20 protein-coding genes, 2 pseudogenes and 1 riboswitch are annotated in these 20,379 nt (G+C 49.4%); of the genes and pseudogenes, 14 read left to right on the forward strand and 8 right to left on the reverse strand.

All coding sequences use genetic code 11. From position 1 onward, the window contains the following. Positions 1–94 precede the first annotated feature (94 nt). A complete protein-coding gene (locus tag C558_RS0102645; protein WP_018754670.1) occupies positions 95–1,699 on the forward strand; it encodes a DUF2339 domain-containing protein in 1,605 nt (534 codons plus the stop codon). 84 nt (positions 1,700–1,783) lie between these two features. On the opposite strand, the gene C558_RS34155 is transcribed toward C558_RS0102645, so the two are convergent. Beyond that, entirely contained in the window at positions 1,784–1,930 is a 147-nt protein-coding gene (locus C558_RS34155; protein WP_018754671.1) for a hypothetical protein, read from the reverse strand. 156 nt (positions 1,931–2,086) lie between these two features. Between C558_RS34155 and ychF the strand changes: the two genes are divergently transcribed. After that, a complete protein-coding gene (gene ychF / locus C558_RS0102655; RefSeq protein ID WP_018754672.1) occupies positions 2,087–3,187 on the forward strand; it encodes a redox-regulated ATPase YchF in 1,101 nt (366 codons plus the stop codon). 65 nt (positions 3,188–3,252) lie between these two features. On the opposite strand, the gene C558_RS0102660 is transcribed toward ychF, so the two are convergent. Then, entirely contained in the window at positions 3,253–3,807 is a 555-nt protein-coding gene (locus C558_RS0102660) for a hypothetical protein (protein WP_018754673.1), read from the reverse strand. Between the two features lie 271 nt (positions 3,808–4,078). Between C558_RS0102660 and prfA the strand changes: the two genes are divergently transcribed. Continuing rightward, a complete protein-coding gene (gene prfA, locus C558_RS0102665; RefSeq protein ID WP_018754674.1) occupies positions 4,079–5,149 on the forward strand; it encodes a peptide chain release factor 1 in 1,071 nt (356 codons plus the stop codon). A 51-nt stretch (positions 5,150–5,200) separates the two neighbouring features. Beyond that, positions 5,201–6,070 (forward strand): peptide chain release factor N(5)-glutamine methyltransferase, encoded by an 870-nt coding sequence (gene prmC / locus C558_RS0102670; RefSeq protein ID WP_018754675.1) that lies wholly within the window; start codon positions 5,201–5,203, stop codon positions 6,068–6,070. 444 nt (positions 6,071–6,514) lie between these two features. On the opposite strand, the gene C558_RS0102675 is transcribed toward prmC, so the two are convergent. Beyond that, complete coding sequence (locus tag C558_RS0102675) at positions 6,515–6,871, reverse strand: winged helix-turn-helix transcriptional regulator (protein ID WP_018754676.1); 357 nt, start codon at positions 6,869–6,871, stop codon at positions 6,515–6,517. Between the two features lie 140 nt (positions 6,872–7,011). Between C558_RS0102675 and hxlA the strand changes: the two genes are divergently transcribed. The 10 genes from hxlA to C558_RS0102725 all read left to right on the forward strand — a co-directional run bounded on the left by hxlA (position 7,012) and on the right by C558_RS0102725 (position 15,730). Further along, positions 7,012–7,644 carry a 3-hexulose-6-phosphate synthase gene (gene hxlA / locus C558_RS0102680; RefSeq protein WP_018754677.1) on the forward strand — a complete coding sequence of 211 codons (633 nt, stop codon included), beginning with the start codon at positions 7,012–7,014 and terminating at the stop codon, positions 7,642–7,644. A gap of 5 nt (positions 7,645–7,649) precedes the next feature. After that, positions 7,650–8,219, forward strand: coding sequence for a 6-phospho-3-hexuloisomerase (hxlB, locus tag C558_RS0102685; protein ID WP_018754678.1), 570 nt, complete (start codon positions 7,650–7,652; stop codon positions 8,217–8,219). A gap of 136 nt (positions 8,220–8,355) precedes the next feature. After that, positions 8,356–9,063: a stage II sporulation protein R gene (gene spoIIR, locus C558_RS0102690; RefSeq protein WP_018754679.1), complete on the forward strand. Its 708-nt coding sequence runs from the start codon at positions 8,356–8,358 to the stop codon at positions 9,061–9,063. A 63-nt stretch (positions 9,064–9,126) separates the two neighbouring features. After that, entirely contained in the window at positions 9,127–10,323 is a 1,197-nt protein-coding gene (locus C558_RS0102695; RefSeq protein WP_018754680.1) for an L-threonylcarbamoyladenylate synthase, read from the forward strand. Positions 10,324–10,446: 123 nt separating this feature from the next. Beyond that, positions 10,447–11,007 carry a manganese efflux pump MntP gene (locus C558_RS0102700; RefSeq protein WP_018754681.1) on the forward strand — a complete coding sequence of 187 codons (561 nt, stop codon included), beginning with the start codon at positions 10,447–10,449 and terminating at the stop codon, positions 11,005–11,007. 55 nt (positions 11,008–11,062) lie between these two features. Further along, positions 11,063–11,638, forward strand: coding sequence for an arsenate reductase/protein-tyrosine-phosphatase family protein (locus C558_RS0102705; protein ID WP_018754682.1), 576 nt, complete (start codon positions 11,063–11,065; stop codon positions 11,636–11,638). 52 nt (positions 11,639–11,690) lie between these two features. Next, positions 11,691–11,772, forward strand: a riboswitch (ZMP/ZTP riboswitch). A 151-nt stretch (positions 11,773–11,923) separates the two neighbouring features. Next, positions 11,924–12,376, forward strand: coding sequence for a ribose 5-phosphate isomerase B (gene rpiB / locus C558_RS0102710; protein WP_018754683.1), 453 nt, complete (start codon positions 11,924–11,926; stop codon positions 12,374–12,376). Positions 12,377–12,418: 42 nt separating this feature from the next. After that, complete coding sequence (locus C558_RS0102715; protein ID WP_018754684.1) at positions 12,419–12,976, forward strand: TIGR01440 family protein; 558 nt, start codon at positions 12,419–12,421, stop codon at positions 12,974–12,976. A 50-nt stretch (positions 12,977–13,026) separates the two neighbouring features. After that, on the forward strand, positions 13,027–14,277 hold the full coding sequence (locus C558_RS0102720) for a serine hydroxymethyltransferase (protein WP_018754685.1): 1,251 nt from the start codon (positions 13,027–13,029) through the stop codon (positions 14,275–14,277). Between the two features lie 181 nt (positions 14,278–14,458). Further along, positions 14,459–15,730 carry an MFS transporter gene (locus tag C558_RS0102725; RefSeq protein ID WP_156825963.1) on the forward strand — a complete coding sequence of 424 codons (1,272 nt, stop codon included), beginning with the start codon at positions 14,459–14,461 and terminating at the stop codon, positions 15,728–15,730. Between the two features lie 26 nt (positions 15,731–15,756). Here the strand turns inward: C558_RS0102725 and C558_RS0102730 are convergent, their stop codons facing one another. The 5 genes and pseudogenes from C558_RS0102730 to C558_RS0102745 all read right to left on the reverse strand — a co-directional run bounded on the left by C558_RS0102730 (position 15,757) and on the right by C558_RS0102745 (position 20,248). Further along, on the reverse strand, positions 15,757–16,467 hold the full coding sequence (locus tag C558_RS0102730) for an ABC transporter permease (RefSeq protein ID WP_018754687.1): 711 nt from the start codon (positions 16,465–16,467) through the stop codon (positions 15,757–15,759). Beyond that, positions 16,464–17,312 (reverse strand): ABC transporter ATP-binding protein, encoded by an 849-nt coding sequence (locus C558_RS0102735; protein WP_018754688.1) that lies wholly within the window; start codon positions 17,310–17,312, stop codon positions 16,464–16,466. Before C558_RS0102735 ends, C558_RS0102730 begins: the two co-directional genes overlap by 4 nt. Positions 17,313–17,452: 140 nt before the next feature. Continuing rightward, positions 17,453–17,851: pseudogene (locus C558_RS35150) on the reverse strand (LytTR family DNA-binding domain-containing protein); the annotation flags it as partial. A gap of 381 nt (positions 17,852–18,232) precedes the next feature. Then, positions 18,233–18,736 (reverse strand): annotated as a pseudogene (locus tag C558_RS35155) (P-loop NTPase family protein); the annotation flags it as partial. A 75-nt stretch (positions 18,737–18,811) separates the two neighbouring features. Then, complete coding sequence (locus C558_RS0102745) at positions 18,812–20,248, reverse strand: S41 family peptidase (RefSeq protein WP_018754690.1); 1,437 nt, start codon at positions 20,246–20,248, stop codon at positions 18,812–18,814. Between the last annotated feature and the right edge of the window lie 131 nt (positions 20,249–20,379).

Here is a 20,379-nt window from a genome sequence, read left to right on the forward strand (position 1 = left end):
TACTATAAGAAGATGGTACTATTCGTTATCGGATTCCAAGCTACAATGGAATTATGACCAGGTCATAAAGTTCCAGGTGAGGAGAGGGTAACGGATGATTCATCGAATAGAGCGGAACTGGCCGACATTGCTCGGCGCAATATTCATATTCATTGCATTAATCACATTGCTCAAATATTCCATTGATCTCGACTTCATTCATGATTCGACGAAGATTGGCGCAGGTATTCTGGCGGGGTGCGGACTGGTCGTGGCAGGTCTTCGTGGGGCCCTGCGTTCTAACACGGTCATCAGTGAGGTGTTTACGGGACTCGGTATCGCACTGCTCTATATGACCTGCTCCTTCGCAGGTGTCTATTATAGTCTGTGGGACTCGATGGTTGTCTTGTTATCCATGCTCGCAATCACCGTTGGTACATGTACCTATGCAGTTCGGTTCAACTCTCGACTCTTGATGTCCATTGGGCTGGTCGGAGCGATTTTGTCACCTATTGTCATGCAGCCGGTGACGGATCAAGTATTCTCGTTGTTCCTCTATCTGCTCGTTATTAACTCAGCATTCTGGTATATCAGCGTCATGAAGAAGTGGCTCGAGCTTCGGTTAGTTAGCTTTATTGGCACATGGATTCTCTATGCCGTGTATTTCATCTTGTTCCATCCGGACGTCGATAGGTTCTGGAGTAAGCCTTTTTTATATGCTCTTGCCGCATACGGCTTTTATTTCATCGCCATGTTCATCGCTTCGTATAAGGAACAGCTGAAATTCAATGGCTTGCATGTGTACTTGGGAATTGCAAACGCAGTGATCTTCGGGTTATGGTCGCTCGTGCTGGTTCGAGGCTTCGTGTCATTCGCGGTACCTATGTTCGTGATGGGTGTTCTGTACATTGCAGCGGCCATTGTGGTGCAGCGGCTTGTAAAGGTATGGAGTATGCCAGTCATGACGAAGCTTTTTGGCGGATTGCTGCTTGTCATTATTGCAACATCGCAATTCGGCAAAGGATGGGAATATAAACCGCTGATTAGCGTCTATCTCTGGGTCTTCATTGCCGCAACTGTACTGGTTACTGCGAAATGGTGCGCGATAGAGGGGCTTAAATACGCAAGCGTGACGATCTGGGCTTCCATTGGTCTCTATTGGTACGTTGTCACGTGGAGTACGCCGCGCGGGGAATGGTTCGGTGTATTCATCCCTTTTCTGAACTGGGGAGCAGTTGCATGGATGCTGCTTGCTTTATTCGGCTTCTATATGTCGCTTCATTTGGATGTGAAGGGGTTAAGTTCGTGGGGACAAAAAATGATGTCAACGGTATTGTCCCTTATGAGCCATTTTATTGTAGGGGGCTTGCTAACGGTCCAAGTTCAGACGTTATTCGAAGTGTACGAATTCCGGGGTGTGGGATTAACATTATCGATCTCATGGGCACTCTACTCCTTGCTCTTGTTCCTCTGGGGAGCGTACAGTAATCAATGGTTCTTCCGGATTTTCGGTACGGCTGTGCTCTTGCTTGTTGCTGCAAAAACGATGATTATCGACCTTGCTGAACAAGCGACGATTTACAAAGTGGTCGTGTTCCTTGTGTTAGGGGGAATCTGCTTCATGATCTCCTACATTAATTCCAAGTGGAACCCTCCGCAAGTGCCAACAACGCCTGCTCAGCCGCAACCAGAAGAATTGAATTGGGAAGATGATCTATAAATTCATACGCCAAAAAACAAAGTGCCAAGGTCACTTAAGACGCGGGCACTTTGTTTTTTTGAATGCAGGACTAGCCGAACAGGGTTAATCCGTTTTCTTCTTCTTCCCTGTGTTGAAAGGTGTGACCGACTTGGCTCCTTCAATCGTATCATTGACGAAGGCCATGTCTTGATTTTTGGCTTTCATGTTCGTGGTACCGGTATAATTGCCCTTGTGTGTTTTATTTTCCATTGTGCGCTTCACCCCGGTTATGAGATAGTTAAGACGATACAGTTAAAGTCTAGCCAATGACTAGGCTTTTTATGTGTTTGTGGTTATAATGATAAAGATATTTTAGACGAATATGTTATAATGATTAGATGAACCTTGAAGGAGTTGCGAATAGATATGGCATTGAAAGCGGGAATCGTTGGTTTGCCGAACGTAGGTAAATCGACTTTGTTTAATGCAATTACACAAGCAGGTGCGGAATCAGCGAACTATCCTTTCTGTACGATTGATCCGAACGTGGGCGTCGTTGAAGTACCGGATGAGCGCCTAGATAAATTGACAGAGTTGGTTACACCGAATAAGACGGTACCTACAGCATTCGAATTTATCGATATCGCTGGTATTGTGCGCGGTGCGAGCAAAGGGGAAGGACTAGGGAACAAGTTCCTTGCACATATCCGTGAAGTCGATGCGATCGTACATGTGGTGCGCTGCTTCGTAGATGAGAACATCACGCATGTCGACGGCAAAGTTGATCCAATCAGCGACATTCAGACGATCAACTTGGAGCTCGTGCTTGCGGATCTTGAGAGCGTTGAGAAGCGTATCGAACGTTCCAAGAAGAATATGAAGGGCGGTAACAAGCAGTACGCAGCCGAAGTGGAAGTGCTGGAGAAGGTAAAAGAAGCTCTCTATGCAGACATGCCTGCCCGCAGCGTGGAATTAACGGATGATGAGAAATTGGTGATTCGTGATCTTCACTTGCTTACGATGAAGCCTGTTCTATATGCGGCAAATGTGAGTGAAGATGGCGTCACAAGTGCTGACGACAATGAATATGTTATCAAAGTAAAGGAATTCGCAGCGGCCGAGAATGCAGAAGTCGTGCCGATCAGCGCCAAAGTAGAGGCGGAGATTGCAGAACTTGAAGGCGAAGACAAAGCGATGTTCCTCGAAGAATTGGGTCTTGAGGAATCTGGTTTGAACCGTCTTATCAAAGCGGCTTACCGTCTACTTGGATTGTATACGTATTTTACAGCGGGAGTACAGGAAGTTCGTGCTTGGACGATTCGTAAAGGGATGAAAGCACCGCAAGCGGCAGGTGTCATTCATAGTGACTTCGAACGCGGCTTCATCCGTGCAGAGGTTGTATCCTATGATGATCTCGTTGCAGCAGGTTCGATGAACGTTGCGAAAGAACGCGGACAGCTTCGTCTCGAAGGTAAAGAGTATGTTGTTAAAGACGGCGATGTTATGCATTTCCGGTTTAACGTATAGAACTTGTATACCTTTTCTAAGGCTGGGGGCAGATGCCCTCAGCCTCCTCACTATTTGGGGACGCCTCAAGGGACGAAGTAGCTGCGTAAGATCAGGTAGTCGATGGAGAGGGATTGGAATTTCTGACCTTCAGGGCTATTCGGATCATAGGGATTGGACTGCGGCAGTATCCCCAGCCAGACGTAGGATTCGTTACTCTTCAGCACTGTCCCTGGGATCGGCCCATCTTCGGCACGCAGCTTCTGATAAGCTTTGCGAGAAAGGCGTGTGATGGTTAATAAAGGCGCTTCTTTTTGGGTGAACTTACCACCCGGTGAGAAGACGAATACCGTCTCCCATTCCGCTGTTGGAATTTCTTTTCCTCTACGCTCGATCGCAATGAAATTATTTTTCCATTTGGTAGGTAAATTAAATTTGAACTGACATTGTTCACTATGAAATACATTACCTGTATACTTAATCGGCTTCGGGGGTTGGTCGTACATGAGGTGTTCCTGCTCACTCGGTTTTTCCGGTTCTTTGGTCTCTTCCTTATTTGGTTCAGGTTGACAGCTAGTCAGGAGAATCAAGATGATTAGGGCGAGCGCAATACGGAAAGGACCGTTCTTCGATGGTTTCATTGAACGTAAGTCCTCCTTTTATTCTGGTGACTATCATAACACGTAGTATGGCAATTTTCCGCTTGAATTTATGCTGGCTTGGATAATTGACGAATTTTGCAAGAGATGACTAGGTTTTTCGATGGTTTCTGGTTATAATGGTTAAGGACTTTGGGTCCGTACGTAAAATGTGAGAGAGTCAGGTGATTCCGGTGTAGATAGACAATATGCTGGAGACCGTTCAAATAGATAGCATATGTAGAAAATAATCAATAATTGAGGTGATTCCATCATGATCGATAAATTGCAATCGTTAGCAGATCGTTATGATAAATTGAGTGAGTTATTGTGTGATCCAGATGTGACGAACGATTCGAAGAAGCTGCGTGAATATTCGAAAGAGCAGTCCGATCTGCAAGAGACGTATGAAGCGTACACAGAATATAAGACCGTCATGGAAGAGCTCGAAGCGGCGAAAATGATGCAAGCTGAGAAGCTCGACGATGAGATGAAAGAAATGGTCAAAATGGAGATTGATGAGCTTAGCTCTCGTCAGAAGGAGCTGGAGGAGCGTATTCACATTCTCTTGCTGCCAAAAGATCCGAATGATGATAAGAACGTTATCGTCGAGATCCGCGGTGCGGCAGGCGGCGATGAAGCGGCGTTATTCGCTGCGGATTTATATCGGATGTACACGCGTTATGCAGATGCACAAGGCTGGCGTGTTGAATTGATGGATGTGAACATGAACGACCTTGGCGGCTACAAAGAGGTTATCTTCATGATCAATGGTAAAGGTGCTTACAGCCGTCTGAAATACGAGAGTGGCGCACACCGCGTACAGCGTATTCCGGCAACGGAATCGGGCGGACGTATTCATACATCGACTTCAACGGTCGCTGTGCTACCGGAAGTTGAAGATCTCGATATTGAAATTCACGATAAAGATATTCGCGTAGATACGTTCTGTTCGAGTGGTGCGGGCGGTCAGTCCGTTAATACGACGAAATCGGCCGTTCGTGTAACGCATATTCCAACAGGGATCGTGGCAACATGTCAGGATGGGAAATCGCAGAACTCCAATAAGGATAAAGCATTGCAAGTATTGCGCGCTCGGATCTTCGACGTGATGCGTCAAGAAGAAGAGGCAAAATATGCAGGCGAGCGGAAGAGCAAAGTCGGAACGGGCGACCGTAGTGAGCGTATTCGTACGTACAATTATCCGCAGAGCCGTGTGACGGATCACCGTATTGGCCTAACATTGCACAAGCTGGATGCTATCATGAACGGTGACATGAATGAGATTATTTCATCGTTGACGCTTGCCGAGCAGGCTGAAATGATGGAGAAAGTCAACGCGTAACAGCTCCGCTCGAGAGCATGATCTTTCGTAGAGAAAAGAGCGTGGATATAGATGAATGGTACAATTCGCGAAGCCTTGCTAGAGGCTTCTTCTTTTTTAGCACAGCATCAAGTGATGGAACCGTCGCATAATGCGGAGCTCTTGCTCTGCCACTTGCTTGGCTTAGGCCGTGCAGAGTTCTTTATGCGAATGACGGAGCTGTTCCCGGTGGAACATACGGCGGCATGGCAAATGGTGCTGGCGCGCAAAGCGGCCGGTGAGCCTGCACAATATATCATAGGGGAGCAGGAGTTCTATGGGCTTCCTTTTGAGGTAACCCCTGATGTATTGATTCCGCGGCCGGAGACGGAACTGCTCGTCGAAGCGATCGTGAAGGAGGGGCGCCGTCTCTGGCCTGACGGCGAGCCGACGGTCTGCGACATCGGCACCGGGAGCGGAGCGATTGCGGTGACGCTGGCGGTTCAGTGTCCGATGTGGCAGGTTAACGCATCGGACATCTCAGGCGCTGCGCTGGCTGTAGCGCAGCACAATGCAGCGCGCCACGGCGCAGCGGCGCGCATCGCGTGGCACAGCGGCGACCTGTTGGCGCCGCTGGCGGGCATGAGATTGGACATCCTGGTGTCCAATCCGCCTTACATCCCCGCGGAGACGATCGCGGGGTTGCAGCCCGAGGTGCGCGACTTCGAGCCGCGCACCGCATTGGACGGCGGTACGGACGGACTCGATCCGTACCGCCGTATGCTCGCGCAGCTGCCGCTGCTGGCAGCCGTGCCGCGCGTCGTGGGCTTCGAGCTTGGGCAAGGCCAAGCTCGTGAGGTCGCCGCCTGGATGGAGGCGGCGGGGCATTGGGACACGGTGTACATCGTGTCTGATTACGCGGGCATTGAGCGGCATGTGATCGCGGTGCGTGAGCAGGCATAAGCGTGTTATGAACGGTATATAAGAAAAAGGGGCTGTCCCACATTGTTCGTATGGCGGGGGAATGCCCCGAATTTAAGCGAAAGGACCTCAAACTCCACTGTGATGTGGGGCAAGAGGTCTTTCTTTTTAATACACAATATTCATCACTATGTGGGGGGCGTATCGTCTTGTCTAGCTGTCCGTCACGCAAGCTCTATACTGGATTATTGCACTAATTTCCGTACAATTTTCCCCAATACAGTGCCTATGTTGGAAAATTGCACTGTAGCTGTTGAATTTCAAGGTATATCGTAGGAATTAGCCTACGTATCCTGCAAATATCCAACATAGGTGCGTAATAGGCACTTATTGATGCTCTATCCTGCATATATCCAACTTAGGCCACACCGCAGGACGTGGCATCCCCATGGCCTTCAGACGACGATCTCCGAGGATTTCACCACCTCAGTCCTTCCACACCACTTCTTCGCCATACTCCTTGCCCCACTTGTACATCATCTGCAGAATCGGCATCAAGCTCTCACCATAGGCCGTCAGTGAATATTCCACACGCGGCGGAACCTCCGCGTACACTTTGCGCGTGACGAGTTGATCTTCCTCCAGTTCACGGAGCTGATTGGTCAGCATTTTTTGCGTAATCGAGGGGATGCGTTTCTTGAGTTCGCTGAAGCGCAAAGTGCCATCTAGTCCCATATGCCAGAGGATGATGAGCTTCCATTTGCCGCCGATGACCGCTAAGGTAAGCTCCTTCTCACAGTTGATTTCTTTGAGATTGATTCGTTCTTTAAGTTCCGTTGCCAAGGCGGTTCCCTCCTCCAATAGTATCCTTCAAGTAACTACACCACTTCAAAGTGCGTACTTCCTTTTTGATCCGTCTGACTCTAGAATATACCTAGTTTCCCGAATAAACAATCATGGATATTATGGAGGTATATAACATTATGGAATTACAATTAGCGCTGGATCTCGTGAACATTCCTGAGGCAATCGAAGTGGTACGTGAGGTTGAAGCATTTATCGATATCGTAGAAATTGGCACACCTGTCGTCATTAACGAAGGTCTTCACGCGGTAAAAGCGATGAAAGAGCAGTTCCCGAATTTGAAAGTATTGGCTGACCTCAAAGTCATGGATGCAGGCGGATATGAAGTGATGAAAGCATCCGAAGCAGGTGCGGACATTATTACGGTACTTGGCGTATCCGATGACTCGACAATTAAAGGCGCTGTGGCTGAAGCGAAGAAACAGAACCGTAAAGTGATGGTCGACATGATCAATGTCAAAGACATGGAGACACGTGCACAAGAGATCGACGCGATGGGCGTAGACTACATCTGCGTGCACTCCGGTTACGACCACCAGGCGGAAGGCAAAAACTCATTCGAGGAATTGAATGCCATCAAACGCGTTGTTAAACAGGCTAAAACGGCTATCGCAGGCGGCATCAAGCTCGATACCTTGCCAGAAGTGATTCAAGCGAACCCGGACCTCGTTATCGTTGGCGGCGGGATTACAAGCCATGCGGATAAGAAATCAGTGGCTGCCGAAATGCGTCAATTGATTCAGCAAGGGTAACGCCGATGTCGATGCAGACAACGATGCAGAGCTATGCGACAGGGATTCTAGAAGAGCTCTCGCGCACCGTTCAAGCGGTGGATGAAGCATCCATGAACGCCTTGATCGCTCAGATTGTTCGTGCGGATCGGATCTTGGTTGCGGGGGCAGGTCGGTCGGGATTGATGATGCGTGCCTTCGCGATGCGGCTCATGCATCTCGGATTCAATGCTTATGTTGTCGGGGAGACGGTGACGCCGGGCCTCGGGGAGAATGGGCTGCTTATTATTGGTTCAGGATCGGGGGAGACGAAGAGTCTCGTTGCGATGGCGGAGAAGGCGAGAGCCATTGGCGCATCTGTTGCGGCCATCACGATTCACCCGGGATCAACCATTGGCGAGCTTGCACATACCATCATTCAAGTACCGGCTGCGTCTAAGGAGAACACCTCTCTGGCGCGTGCGACCATTCAGCCGATGGGGGCTTTGTTCGAACAGTCGCTGCTGATTATATTTGATGCGATCATCCTGCAGTTGATGGGCATCGGAGAAGTTGATAATACGGCGATGCTCGGGCGGCATGCCAATTTGGAATAGGGAAAAGGGACGCGGTTCTGCGTCCCTTTTTTGCATGGATTTATTTTTTCATAGAATGCTAGGTTGATAGGTTTATCCCCCTCTGTTCTGGACATACTGAGAAATACCAAAGGATAGAGCGGGGAGGCTTCATCACATGGCAAATCTTATTCAGATTCTTAAGAAAAAAAGCACTTATTCGATCATGATTATTCTTATTCTATTAGGTTGGTTCTTAAATCTGGTAGGTTCGGCAGCTGTCGTATCGGCGGCTTCAACAGAGGTAGGGGCAACGCAAGAAATTCCGAAAGAATCAATCCGGCTGCGCATTCTTGCGAATTCGGATTCGGCGTTCGATCAGAAGGTTAAGCGCGAGATTCGTGATAAAGTCGTAGATCAAGTGAACACTTGGGTAGCAACATTAGAGGATCCACAGAGTTTGAAGCAAGCGCGTGCGAAGATTAAGGATCACCTGTCCGATATTGAGAAATTGGTGGGCAAGGAGCTAGCGGCTCGCGAGCAGGATTACGGGTATAAGGTTGAACTTGGCGTGGTGCCTTTTCCGACGAAGATGTACGGGGATCAAGTCTATCCTGCTGGGGATTATGAGGCTCTCCGCATTACACTGGGTAAAGGGGAAGGTCAGAACTGGTGGTGCGTGTTGTTCCCTCCACTTTGCTTCATCGATGCAGGGACAGGAGAGGCTGTTGCACAAGCTGCGGATACGGAAGGTGCGCCGCTCGTGGCTGACGGAGGATCGACATCGACGACTCCAGCGGATGGTGGCGGAGAGACGGAAGTACGCTTCTTCTTATGGGATTGGATTGTCAAAATATTCGACTTTATCGCGGGGTTGTTCAGCTAGAACGGTTGATTGTCAAATTGTGATATAATAAAGGTTAACTTATTAGTAAGGAACTGAGCGCTCATGCAAGCAAATGAAATGATACGCAACACAACATATTGGGAAGTTCGAGATCTTGAGGCCTCAACCGAGGCACTGGATGAAGCGGCGGAGATTCTCGCATCGGGCGGGACGGTCGCTTTTCCGACAGAGACGGTATATGGGCTTGGTGCAGATGCGCGAAGTACAAGTGCGGTCGAACAGATTTTTGCCGCTAAAGGAAGACCATCGGACAATCCGCTCATTGTACACATCGCGAATATTGCCGACCTAGACACGCTCGTCTTGCCATACAATTCGACGGCACGTCAATTGATGGACCGTTTCTGGCCCGGACCGCTCACGATCGTATTGCCTGTACGTCTAGGCGTCATCTCCCCCCGCGTAACTGCGGGGTTATCGACGGTTGGCGTGCGCATGCCGGCGCATGATGTCGCACTCGCGTTGATCGCGCGTGCAGGCTGCCCCATCGCGGCGCCAAGCGCGAATCGCTCGGGGCGCCCAAGCCCGACGCTCGCCGCGCACGTGCGTGAAGACCTTGCGGGCCGTATCGACGGCATCGTCGATGGCGGGCCGACAGGCGTCGGCGTCGAGTCGACGGTCGTCGAGCTTATCGGCGACCGCGTCAACGTGCTGCGCCCGGGCGGCATCACGGTCGAGGCGCTGCGCGAGGTCGCGGCCGAGGTCACGATCGACCCGGCGCTCACGCGTACGTCCGACATCGCGCCAAGCGATGCCATCGCGGCATCGACGGAGCAGATTACGGACGCGAGTCGCCATGCTGGCGACAGCGCCTTAGCGCAAGGCACAGCGGAGCACGCCGCTCCTGCGGACGACGCAGGCCATACCCCACGTTCGCCGGGGATGAAATACGCGCACTATGCGCCGCGCGGGACCATGAGCATCGTTAAGGGCGATGCGCCAGGACAAGTCTCGGCTTGGATTCAAGCCGAGCTCGATGCTGCATCGCAGCGCGGGGAACGCAGTGGCGTACTTGCCTTCGACGAGCATATCGCCGCGTATCGCGCGGATGTCGTCGTCTCCTGTGGCAGCTTGCATGCGTTGGAGCATGCCGCGCAGCGACTCTATGCCGCGCTGCGTGAATTCGACGAGCAGGGCGTCACGTTGATTCTCGCCGAAGCTTGTCCCGAAGACGGGATTGGCCTTGCGGTCATGAACCGGCTCGTGAAGGCTGCAGGTCACCGAATCATCCAGCTCTAAATTTCGGTTACTCATCCCCTGTTCTACTGCGTTGTTTCCCCCTTGTCCCACAATTTCAATGTATCTTTCCGGCCCTGTCCGCATATGGTTGTACAAGATCACATGGACAATGGAGGAACGTGGATGGAAACGGGCATAGCAATTTGGGGCGAGCTAATCACCATACTGGTCATGGCCGTTGCGTTAGGGTTTGACGCCTTCTCGCTCGGACTGGGTATCGGTATGAAAGGGATTCGCGTGCGAGAGATTATTAAGATCGGGGCCGTTGTTGCGATCTTCCATATCTTGATGCCGCTTGCTGGGTTGTACATGGGGCGGTATTTGGGGGCGCTGCTCGGTAATGTTGCGACGCTCGCTGCAGGCGGGCTGCTGCTATTGCTCGGTGGACATATGATATATAGCTCCCTGCGGGGAGATGCCGTTCAATCCATTAATTATCGCAGCAGTTGGGCGATTGTTTTATTTTCCCTCTCCGTGAGTATCGATTCCTTCTCCGTAGGTGTATCCTTAGGCATGTTCCCTATTAACTTATGGCTGACGATTTTATCCTTTGGACTGTGCGGCGGGATTATGTCGATCCTGGGGCTTATGCTTGGCAGCCAAGTTAGTCATCGTCTAAGCGAATATGGCGAGGCGTTTGGCGGTGTTATTTTATTTACATTTGGCGTATTATTTATTTTATAATTTGAATTCGATGAGACGAATTTAATCTAGCAAGCAAAAAGGAGATGAGCGTGTGATGAACATCTTATTCGTATGCACCGGGAACACATGCCGGAGTCCGATGGCAGAAGCGCTGCTGCGCAAGCTTGCGAAGGATGCAAATCTGGATATCGAAGTTCGTTCGGCGGGTGTTGCAGCGTCGCAGGGCGCGTCCATCTCGAGAAATGCGGTTACGGCGTTACAAGACCATCAGATTGCTGCTGCGGGAGCTACGTCTACCCCGCTGACGGATAGCGAAATCGAATGGGCAGATCTGATCCTGACGATGACGAGCGGACATAAGCAGCACGTTGTTCAACAGTTCCCTGGCTCGATTGAGCATACTTATACGCTCAAGGAATATGTGGAAATGGACGAGCAAGTCATTGCAGATTTGATTACGCTTGAAGAGCGCATTGCTGACTGGCAGATGAAGCATGCCTTAGGTGAGCCGATTCCGGATTCGGACCGAGCAGCCATTATTGCGCTGCAACAGCGCATTCCCAGCTTTGATATAAGTGATCCGTATGGCGGTTCTCTGGGAGAATATCGTCATTGCTTGGCCGAAATTCATAGCGCATTAATGAAGCTGCTGAAGCGTGCACAAGGCTGAAAATGCCCCATTGATTTTCATGATCGTTTGAGATATGATGATCCTATCGAGACAGATCCGATGTAACTGGCGACGAAGTGGATATTACCACGGTGGAGCATCGGAACATACGGCCGGTCGCCTGGGCAAAAGAGCAAAGACGTGGATTCGACGCGTCATGCTCTTTTTTTCGTTTTTTCCCCACAAATTAGGTATACTATAAGAGGTTGTTCAATAAGTCAGCCGGTTTTTTGAACACATATTGTTATGGAATACGATTACGATGGGGTAGCAGGAGGAACGACTATGAAAATCGCTATTGGCGCAGACCACGCAGGAACGCTTCTCAAAGACGGGCTAATTCAAGTTATACGTTCATTAGGACATGATGTGGAAGATCTCGGTTGCAATTGTACGGATTCAGTTGATTATCCGGATTATGCGATTGCTGTATGTGAGCAAGTAGTGAAGGGGCAAGCTGATCGTGGAATTCTTGTCTGTGGGACAGGAATTGGCATGAGCATCGCAGCGAATAAAGTTCCAGGTATCCGTTGTGCATTGGTGCATGATCTTTTCTCCGCAAAAGCAACGCGTGAACATAATAATACGAATGTACTGGCAATGGGTGAACGCGTGATTGGTCCTGGCATTGCAGAGGAAATCGTGAAAGTATGGCTCGATACACCGTTTAGCGAAGGGCCGCGTCACGTGAACCGTGTGAACAAAGTGAATCAAATCGAGCAGCAATATCGCTCCTAGAAGACTCTTTTTTAGTGGAAGAAGTGAAAGGAGACGGTTACGATGAATCAACAAGGACAAGAATCTATTCAGCAGCAAGTCGAGCAGATCCTACGTGAGCTTGTCGAGGCGGCACCGATTCGAGCAGGCCAGATCGTCGTGATCGGCACGAGCACCAGCGAAGTCGTAGGTCAGCGTATCGGGACGAGCGGTGCCGAGGCGATAGCGGCCGAATTGTATGCTGGGCTTGAGAAGGTTCGCAGCGAAATTGGCTTCTATCTCGCCTTTCAATGCTGTGAGCATTTGAATCGAGCGCTTGTCGTCGAACGCGCAGCGGCAGAATACTATCGGCTCGATGAGGTGTCCGCGGTACCAATTGTGAAAGCCGGCGGATCGATGGCGTCATATGCGTATCGTCATCTTACGGAGCCATGTCTCGTGGAGACCATCGAAGCGCATGCGGGGATAGACATTGGGGAGACGCTTATTGGTATGCATTTGCGCCGCGTCGCTGTTCCTATACGTCCATCGATTAAGCAGGTGGGGCAGGCACGCGTGACGATGGCCCGAACGAGGCCGAAGTTAATCGGCGGCGAACGAGCAGTTTATACGTGCAATTAGCACTAAATATATTGGAGCCTTGCTCCGCTAATCATGAGGAGGAATTGGAAATGGTAGATCATTTGAGACAGGCAGACCCTGAAGTATTAAAAGCAATGGACTTGGAGCTTCAACGCCAGCGCAACAACATTGAGTTGATCGCATCAGAGAACATCGTGAGCGAAGCGGTTATGGAAGCGATGGGAACCGTTCTTACGAATAAATATGCAGAAGGCTACCCAGGGAAACGTTATTATGGCGGTTGTGAACATGTCGACATCGTGGAAGATATCGCTAGAGACCGTGCCAAAGAATTGTTCGGTGCTGAACATGCCAACGTGCAGCCTCACTCCGGTGCACAAGCGAACATGGCGGTATACCTAGCGGCATTGAAACCTGGCGATACGGTTCTCGGTATGAACCTTGCCCATGGCGGTCATTTAACGCATGGTAGTCCGGTCAATGCATCCGGAATACTCTATAACTTTGTTGCTTATGGCGTATCCGAAGAAGATTTCCGCATCGATTATGATGATCTGCGCAAAGCAGCATTCAAACACAAACCTCGCATGATCGTAGCGGGTGCAAGTGCGTACCCACGCATTATTGATTTTGAGAAAATCGCAGCGATTGCGAATGATGTGGGCGCATTGTTCTTCGTCGATATGGCGCATATTGCAGGTCTAGTGGCTGCAGGATTGCATCCTAGCCCAGTGCCTCATGCACATTTCGTAACAACAACGACGCACAAAACATTGCGCGGACCTCGCGGTGGTATGATTCTTTGCCGCAAATCATGGGCACAAGCGATTGATAAAGCGGTATTCCCAGGTTCGCAAGGCGGACCACTTATGCACGTGATTGCTTCGAAAGCTGTTGCGCTTGGTGAAGCATTGCAGCCATCCTTCAAGACTTACGCACAGAACGTGGTTAACAACGCGCAAGCGCTAGCAGCCGGATTGGTAGAAGAAGGCTTGAACTTGGTGTCCGGCGGAACGGATAACCACTTGATGCTGATTGATACACGCAACTTGAACATTACAGGTAAAGATGCAGAGCATGTGCTAGACTCCGTGAACATTACTGTGAACAAAAATGCAATTCCATTCGATCCAACGAGCCCATTCGTAACAAGTGGTATTCGTATCGGTACACCTGCCGCCACTTCCCGCGGTATGGATGAAGCAGCGATGAAGACCATTGCGAAAGTGATTGCATTGACGCTGAAGAACCCGAAAGACGAAGCTGTATTGGAAAAAGCACGCGGTATGGTACGTGATTTGACAGCGCAATATCCGCTCTACCCGAACTTGAAATACTAATCTTAAAAAGTAGATTGAAGACCGACTCCTCACTGATAGGGGTCGGTTTTTTTGACATTATAGAATATTAATAGGTTTGGGGTCCCTGCAAAGTACCTGAATAAGCATCGAAGCAGTGGCCCCGCTTTGTGGGGGAATTTTGTGGGGATGAAATTTATTGACACGTCACAACCCTTTCGCTATGCTGTCAAAAACAGGAAGACGGGTGAAGCGGTTGGAGAACCAACGAAGAATACAAGCGCTTGCATGGATTACTGCGATTTGCTTATTAGGGGATTCGATGCTCTACGTTGTGCTCCCCATCCATTGGAAGGAAATCGGCTTGTCCTCGTTATGGGAGGTCGGTATTCTACTCTCTGCGAATCGATTGATTCGGCTGCCGCTTAATCCGTTGATTGGCTGGTTGTACCGTTCCATCTCTACTCGTACGGGGGTATTGCTTGCCGTTAGTCTCGCCGCGATTACGACAGCCTCTTATGGCATAGTCGGAAGCTTCTGGGTGCTTCTCTTGATGCGGATATTATGGGGCATTGCTTGGAGCTTTTTGCGTCTCGGAGGATACCTGACGGTGATGCAGCTCTCCGATTCCGGGAATCGTGGGCGATATATTGGTACATATAATGGAATTTCAGGTATTGGCGGTCTTGTCGGCATGTTGGTGGGTTCCTTTGCAGTCGATCATTTCGGTATGCGAGCTGTATCGCTCATTTTTGGCGCGATTGCCCTGCTGAGTATTCCTTATGTCATTCGTCATATCTCAGACTCACGAATTGAGATTCACACGGACCTATCGCAGGGTGCGCCGAGAATGAGCCCATGGAGAGTGCCAACCGTGTTATGGATGCTCGTCACGGGTCTAGCGACAGCGCTAGTCTTCCAAGGAATGTTCAATGCCACGTTAAGTCGACTCATTCAAGTGCATGAATCCACGTTCGTGACGATTGGGGTCTTTACGATTGGAGCAGCTTCGCTTACAGGTATCCTGCAAGCCATTCGTTCGAGCTGGCAGCCGTGGCTGGCGCCCCTGATTGGCAGAGGCTTTGACCGCGCAGCACGTCCGCATCGTGTCGTTGCTGCTGTACTGCTCGCGTCGGCGTGTCTGCTTGCCATGCTCCCGATGCCAATGCCGTTTGGTGTCTGGATCGTCTTGCTGCTTGGCCTGCAGCTGGTCATTAGTGCCGTGACCACCGTCGTAGATTCGTTCGCGACCGAGGTCTCAGCCTCGCAACCGTCGAAAGTGGCCATCATGACAGCCTACACTGTAACGACGGATCTTGGAGCCTCGATTGGGCCAACGCTTGCCTACACCTTGGATGCAGCAACGGGGACGGCTTCGATCTACTGGTGCGCTGCTGTCATTGTCTTAGCGATCAGTCTTCGATGGCTGATTCCTATCCCCGCATCGTCGAATCGCAATCAACACAACAAGGGCTCTGAATCCATCGCGGATTAAGAGCCCTTCCCTTCGTGCATATCGTATTAGTCAAATCTACGTTTCCGGTAGATAATCAGGCAGGCTGGGATCGATAGAGCGGTCCAGATCAAGATGTTCAGGAAGTCGCCTTGAATAGCGCTGAATCCATTTCCCTTCGTGATTTCTGTTAAGGCATGGATCAGATGATCTGTTGGTAAGTAAGATACGATGGTTTCCAAGAACTCATTTTTCAACATGGGTGCGAACATCGGTCCGACCATGAAGATCAATAGGACCGGTAAGCCAGAGATTGACGTCTCTTGTACCGTACGTGAAATGAGACCGATAATGGTACCAATCGCGATGAACATGATAAGTGCTAAGAGGAACATAAGAACTAACCAGAGATAGTCCATCGTTAATGTAGGGCCTACGACGACCACGCTAATGGCAACGACCACGATCGAGATGAGCATTGTGATGAAGCTTTTGCCGAATAAGATTTCAATGGCAGACGCTGGGGACAGCATCAAGACGCGAAGCGTATGCTTCTCTTTTTCCTCGGATACCATGCTGGCTTGGACGAAGGCTGCCGTCATCGACAGGACGAATAGAATCGGCATGCTTAATAGAATACCGGCTTCCATCCCCATTCTCTGGAACAGTAAAGTGAACATGATTGGCATCGCAGCCATTAATAAGACTTGCGGATTTTTAATCGCATCTTTCCATTCTTTTTGAACAATCGCTTGAAATCTTCTCATTGAAAATGTCATTGTAAGTTCCCTCCCGTAAGTTTTACGAATATATCTCCTAATGTTGGTTCGTTGGAATGAATGGATTGTAATTGGCCATTCACCATGTATTCATTGATTTTCTCGATGCCTGCTGCATCTTGAACGATAATTTCTTTTCCGTTGTGTTCTGTGACGACGGTAATGCTGTGATCGCTATACATAAGACGTAAGTTCTGCGGCGTATCGAGTGCCGAAATTTCACCTTCGTGGATAAAGGCAATGCGGTCGCAGAGCTGCTCGGCTTCCGACATATCATGTGTCGTTAAGAAAATCGTTGTCCCGGCGGCATTGAGCTTACGTAAGCTGTCATGAATGTGCAACGTATTTTTCGGATCGAGTGCCGATGTTGGTTCATCCAAGAATAATAGATCCGGCTTGTGGAGCAGTGCTCTGGCGAGCGTGACCCGCTGACGCATCCCTTTCGAGAGTTGCTTCACGAGAGCTTTCTTATCTTGAAGCAGGTTCACTTCGCCCAAGACTTCATCAATGCGCTTCAGGGGCACATCATATAGTTTGCAGAACAGCTCCAGATTGTCGTACACGCTAAGTCGTTCGTATAATCCGCTATTATCGGTTAAGATGCCGATTCGATTTAAATGAGAGAAATCTTTGGTTCTTGTGATGTCTTTCCCGAATACATGAACCTCGCCAGCCGAGAGTGTGAGTTGCGAAGTAAGTATTTTAATGGTAGTTGTTTTACCCGATCCGCTTGGACCGAGGAACCCGAAAATTTCACCCTTGCGTACGTTAAATTCAATATGTTTGAGTGCTGTCTTGCTGCCGAATGATTTCATTAATTGTTTGACTTCAATGATATTCTCCATCGCTTAATTCCTCTTTTCGCTTAGGTCTCTTGCTTACATCCCCAATATTAGAGAAAAACCCGAGAACCCGCATTATATATGGGATGAAAAGAGTATACGAGGGGTTGAAACCTGCAATTTCGGACTTGAATGAATCACATTTAGATGCCAATTAGCGCACGTAATTCATCGAATTTCCCCTTCGATAACGGAATGGAAGACTTTGATTTATCGTCCAAAATAAGACTGTAGCTGTTCCGTGTCCACGTGATCACTTCACGCACATGTTGGAGGTTCACGATGTAGGATCGGTGACAGCGGAAGAAGCCGAATAGCTTGAGCTTCTCTTCTAAATCCCCCAGTTTGATGGTGCAGGCAAATACGCCTTCATTCACATGGAGCTGAGAGACTCCCTCATTGCTCTCGATGAACAGAATTTCGGTCGGATCGAATAAGATGATCTTGTCATTCACCTTGGCGGGAATTTTCTCGATTCGCATCGGGTAGGTCTGGACAGGTGATTCGCTAGGAGCTACCCGGACTTCATCGTGCTCTGCATCGGACTCTCCAGCAGGTGCAGGCGATGCATCCGCGATCGGTAAGTTGGAAGCTATATCCGCTTGTTCAATGCTTGTTGTCTGTTCTAATGGCGTCTCATCTGTCACGGCTGTGTCGGATGGGCTTGATGGCTCGGGTTCGCTAGCGCCCTCAAGCTCGATTTTCTTGAATTGCTGACCTTTCAGGGAATAGACCTCGCTTGTGATCGAAAGGGCATCTTCCATCGACGAAGTCGTCATGAAGATCGCCGTTCCCTGTTCTTGAAGATGTGCGATCACCTGACGGACGATAATACAGCTCTCGAGGTCAATGTTCTGCTCTAGTTCTTCCAGAATAAGCAGTTCAGGGCGATGAATGATGCTGCGGCCGAGATGAAGGCGTCGTTGCTCAGAGAACGTCAGCTTGCCGCAAGGCAGCTCCTTCTTGTCCCATAATCCGATTCGGCGGATGATTTCATCGATGGAGCTCGCATCTACACCGTACAATTGGCAAAAGAAATGCAAATATTGATGCACTTTCAGTCGTTCGTAGACACCATCATGACGCAAGCATACGCCAATCTGCTCCGGCGTCTTGCGATGGACAAGATGGAGTTCGACGCCATTCCATCGCGCGCTTCCATTGGAAACGGGTGTTAGGCCAAGTAATAACTCGATGAGTTGAAATCCGATATCGGGATTGCATTGTATCGCAGCACATTGCCCGGCTTCCAAGACCAAGTCCATAGTAGGGATAATGGTGTTGTTGCCTGACATTTTGCTTAATTGATGGATATGAAAAGATTTGATTGTCATGCTGAGGACCTCTCTATCTAATTCGAAATAAGTGCAATCTAATGATAGCGGAAGAATAGAGGAACGAAAAGGAAAAGGATGTAAATCATTCATTTCTTAGGAAACTCAAAAAGGACAGGCGCATTGGTAGGCCTATCCTTTGCATTCATATATTCGATGATGTTCTGTTTACCCGATCTGCAGCGTCAATGTACCGTCCTTATAGTTCCATTGGAAGGCAGGGAATTTCGACTGGATGGCACCGAGCTCCAGGTAGGTCTCATTTTTCTCGCTCCACACCGATTGGGAAGCTGCGGTGAACGTCAATTTGCTCGAATCAGATTTTTGAAGCGTGAGCGTCTGAGTGGTTTTATCCCACTTTGGCTCTGCATTCGTGAGCGCCGCGACAATGCGTGATGGGAGGTAGACCTTGTTTCCTTTTTGAATAACAGGAATCGGTTCAAGCGTGAGATCCTCGAACGCCATAAGTTGATTATTCTTGATCGTAACGGTGAGTTTGCCGTTATTGACGACCTTCATCGCTGTTAATAACTGTACGTTGTTACCCGTTCGCATGATATCCGGCTTGAGTCCTTTTCCATTGAAGTCCGTCATGTTCGGCGTTACATACTGCTGGGTTGTCAGTTTGAGCAGCCCCCCATCGGACAATGGGATGACGGACTGGATCCGCCCCTTACCAAAGGTGGTTGTGCCGACTAAGGTTGCAATGCCATGGTCATGCAAAGCCCCGGATAGAATTTCAGAAGCGCTGGCAGAATTCTTGTTTACGAGTATTGCGACAGGCATAGGAAGACTTGAGCCGTTCTGAATTTCTGTAGGTTGCAGCTTGCCGGTGTTATCTTTCGTATACATCAAGATGCCTTTCTCGATGAAATGTTCTGCAATATGCTGGGCAGACTCGACATAGCCGCCTGGATTGTTACGTAAGTCGACGATAAGTGACTTCATGCCGCGCTGTTGCAGCTTGGAGAGGTGTTCGGCGAACTCTTCATCGGCCTTGCTTGTGAAGCTCGAAATCTGAATATAACCGATGTGACCCGGCAGCAGAGCGCTTGCAACCGCAGGTATATGGATTGCCTCACGCTTGATATTGAAATCCATCAGCTTACCGCTGCGTTTGATCGTAACGGTTACCGAAGTACCGGCTTTACCAAGGATGTATTTTTGCACAAGGGAGCTGTCAGTAATCGCCTTGCCATCCACTCGGGATAGGATATCGCCTTTCTGAATGCCTGATTTCTCGGCAGGAGATCCCTTGAATACACGCATAATGGCGGCTTTTCCATCTTCAAAGTGAGTCTCGATACCGATCCCTTCATATTGAAGGTTGAGTTGATTCTGGAACGCCTTACTCTCTTCAGGGGTAAAGTATTGCGAGTAGGGATCGTTCAGCCCAGAGACCATGCCTTTTAACGCTTTTTGGACAAGTTCTTCCTTTTGTGCATCGGTGATATTGTAAGCGTCGATATATTGCAAGACTTCATTCAGGATCGCCGTTGAATTCGAAGTAGATTCGGCATACGTGCGTTCAGGAAGGATTGTTGCTGCCGTGAGTAGGGATAGAGATAATGCCATCGTTATAAAAATACGGTTGATTCGGGACATTGCTCAGTTCAATCCTTTCTTCAATTCTTTGAATGAAAATAGCTATGCTTTCACTTATATCACCAACGGAGAAGGGGTGTCAATTTAGATAAGATGCGGGGAAGGTTGGCAATATGATGAATAAGGTTTCC

The organism is Paenibacillus terrigena DSM 21567 (assembly GCF_000374845.1).
Lineage (GTDB): Bacteria > Bacillota > Bacilli > Paenibacillales > Paenibacillaceae > Paenibacillus_K > Paenibacillus_K terrigena.

Bases quoted from the DNA above. Each gene is read 5' to 3' on its own strand.
- C558_RS34155 (WP_018754671.1), bottom strand. From the start codon at position 1,930: ATGGAAAATAAAACACACAAGGGCAATTATACCGGTACCACGAACATG.
- C558_RS0102660 (WP_018754673.1), bottom strand. From the start codon at position 3,807: ATGAAACCATCGAAGAACGGTCCTTTCCGTATTGCGCTCGCCCTAATC.
- rpiB (WP_018754683.1), top strand. From the start codon at position 11,924: ATGAAAATCGCTATTGGCGCAGACCACGCAGGAACGCTTCTCAAAGAC.
- C558_RS0102735 (WP_018754688.1), bottom strand. From the start codon at position 17,312: ATGGAGAATATCATTGAAGTCAAACAATTAATGAAATCATTCGGCAGC.
- C558_RS0102645 (WP_018754670.1), top strand. From the start codon at position 95: ATGATTCATCGAATAGAGCGGAACTGGCCGACATTGCTCGGCGCAATA.
- C558_RS0102705 (WP_018754682.1), top strand. From the start codon at position 11,063: ATGAACATCTTATTCGTATGCACCGGGAACACATGCCGGAGTCCGATG.
- C558_RS0102715 (WP_018754684.1), top strand. From the start codon at position 12,419: ATGAATCAACAAGGACAAGAATCTATTCAGCAGCAAGTCGAGCAGATC.
- C558_RS0102730 (WP_018754687.1), bottom strand. From the start codon at position 16,467: ATGACATTTTCAATGAGAAGATTTCAAGCGATTGTTCAAAAAGAATGG.
- hxlB (WP_018754678.1), top strand. From the start codon at position 7,650: ATGTCGATGCAGACAACGATGCAGAGCTATGCGACAGGGATTCTAGAA.
- spoIIR (WP_018754679.1), top strand. From the start codon at position 8,356: ATGGCAAATCTTATTCAGATTCTTAAGAAAAAAAGCACTTATTCGATC.
- C558_RS0102725 (WP_156825963.1), top strand. From the start codon at position 14,459: ATGCTGTCAAAAACAGGAAGACGGGTGAAGCGGTTGGAGAACCAACGA.
- prfA (WP_018754674.1), top strand. From the start codon at position 4,079: ATGATCGATAAATTGCAATCGTTAGCAGATCGTTATGATAAATTGAGT.
- hxlA (WP_018754677.1), top strand. From the start codon at position 7,012: ATGGAATTACAATTAGCGCTGGATCTCGTGAACATTCCTGAGGCAATC.
- C558_RS0102695 (WP_018754680.1), top strand. From the start codon at position 9,127: ATGCAAGCAAATGAAATGATACGCAACACAACATATTGGGAAGTTCGA.
- C558_RS0102720 (WP_018754685.1), top strand. From the start codon at position 13,027: ATGGTAGATCATTTGAGACAGGCAGACCCTGAAGTATTAAAAGCAATG.
- C558_RS0102700 (WP_018754681.1), top strand. From the start codon at position 10,447: ATGGAAACGGGCATAGCAATTTGGGGCGAGCTAATCACCATACTGGTC.
- prmC (WP_018754675.1), top strand. From the start codon at position 5,201: ATGAATGGTACAATTCGCGAAGCCTTGCTAGAGGCTTCTTCTTTTTTA.
- ychF (WP_018754672.1), top strand. From the start codon at position 2,087: ATGGCATTGAAAGCGGGAATCGTTGGTTTGCCGAACGTAGGTAAATCG.
- C558_RS0102745 (WP_018754690.1), bottom strand. From the start codon at position 20,248: ATGTCCCGAATCAACCGTATTTTTATAACGATGGCATTATCTCTATCC.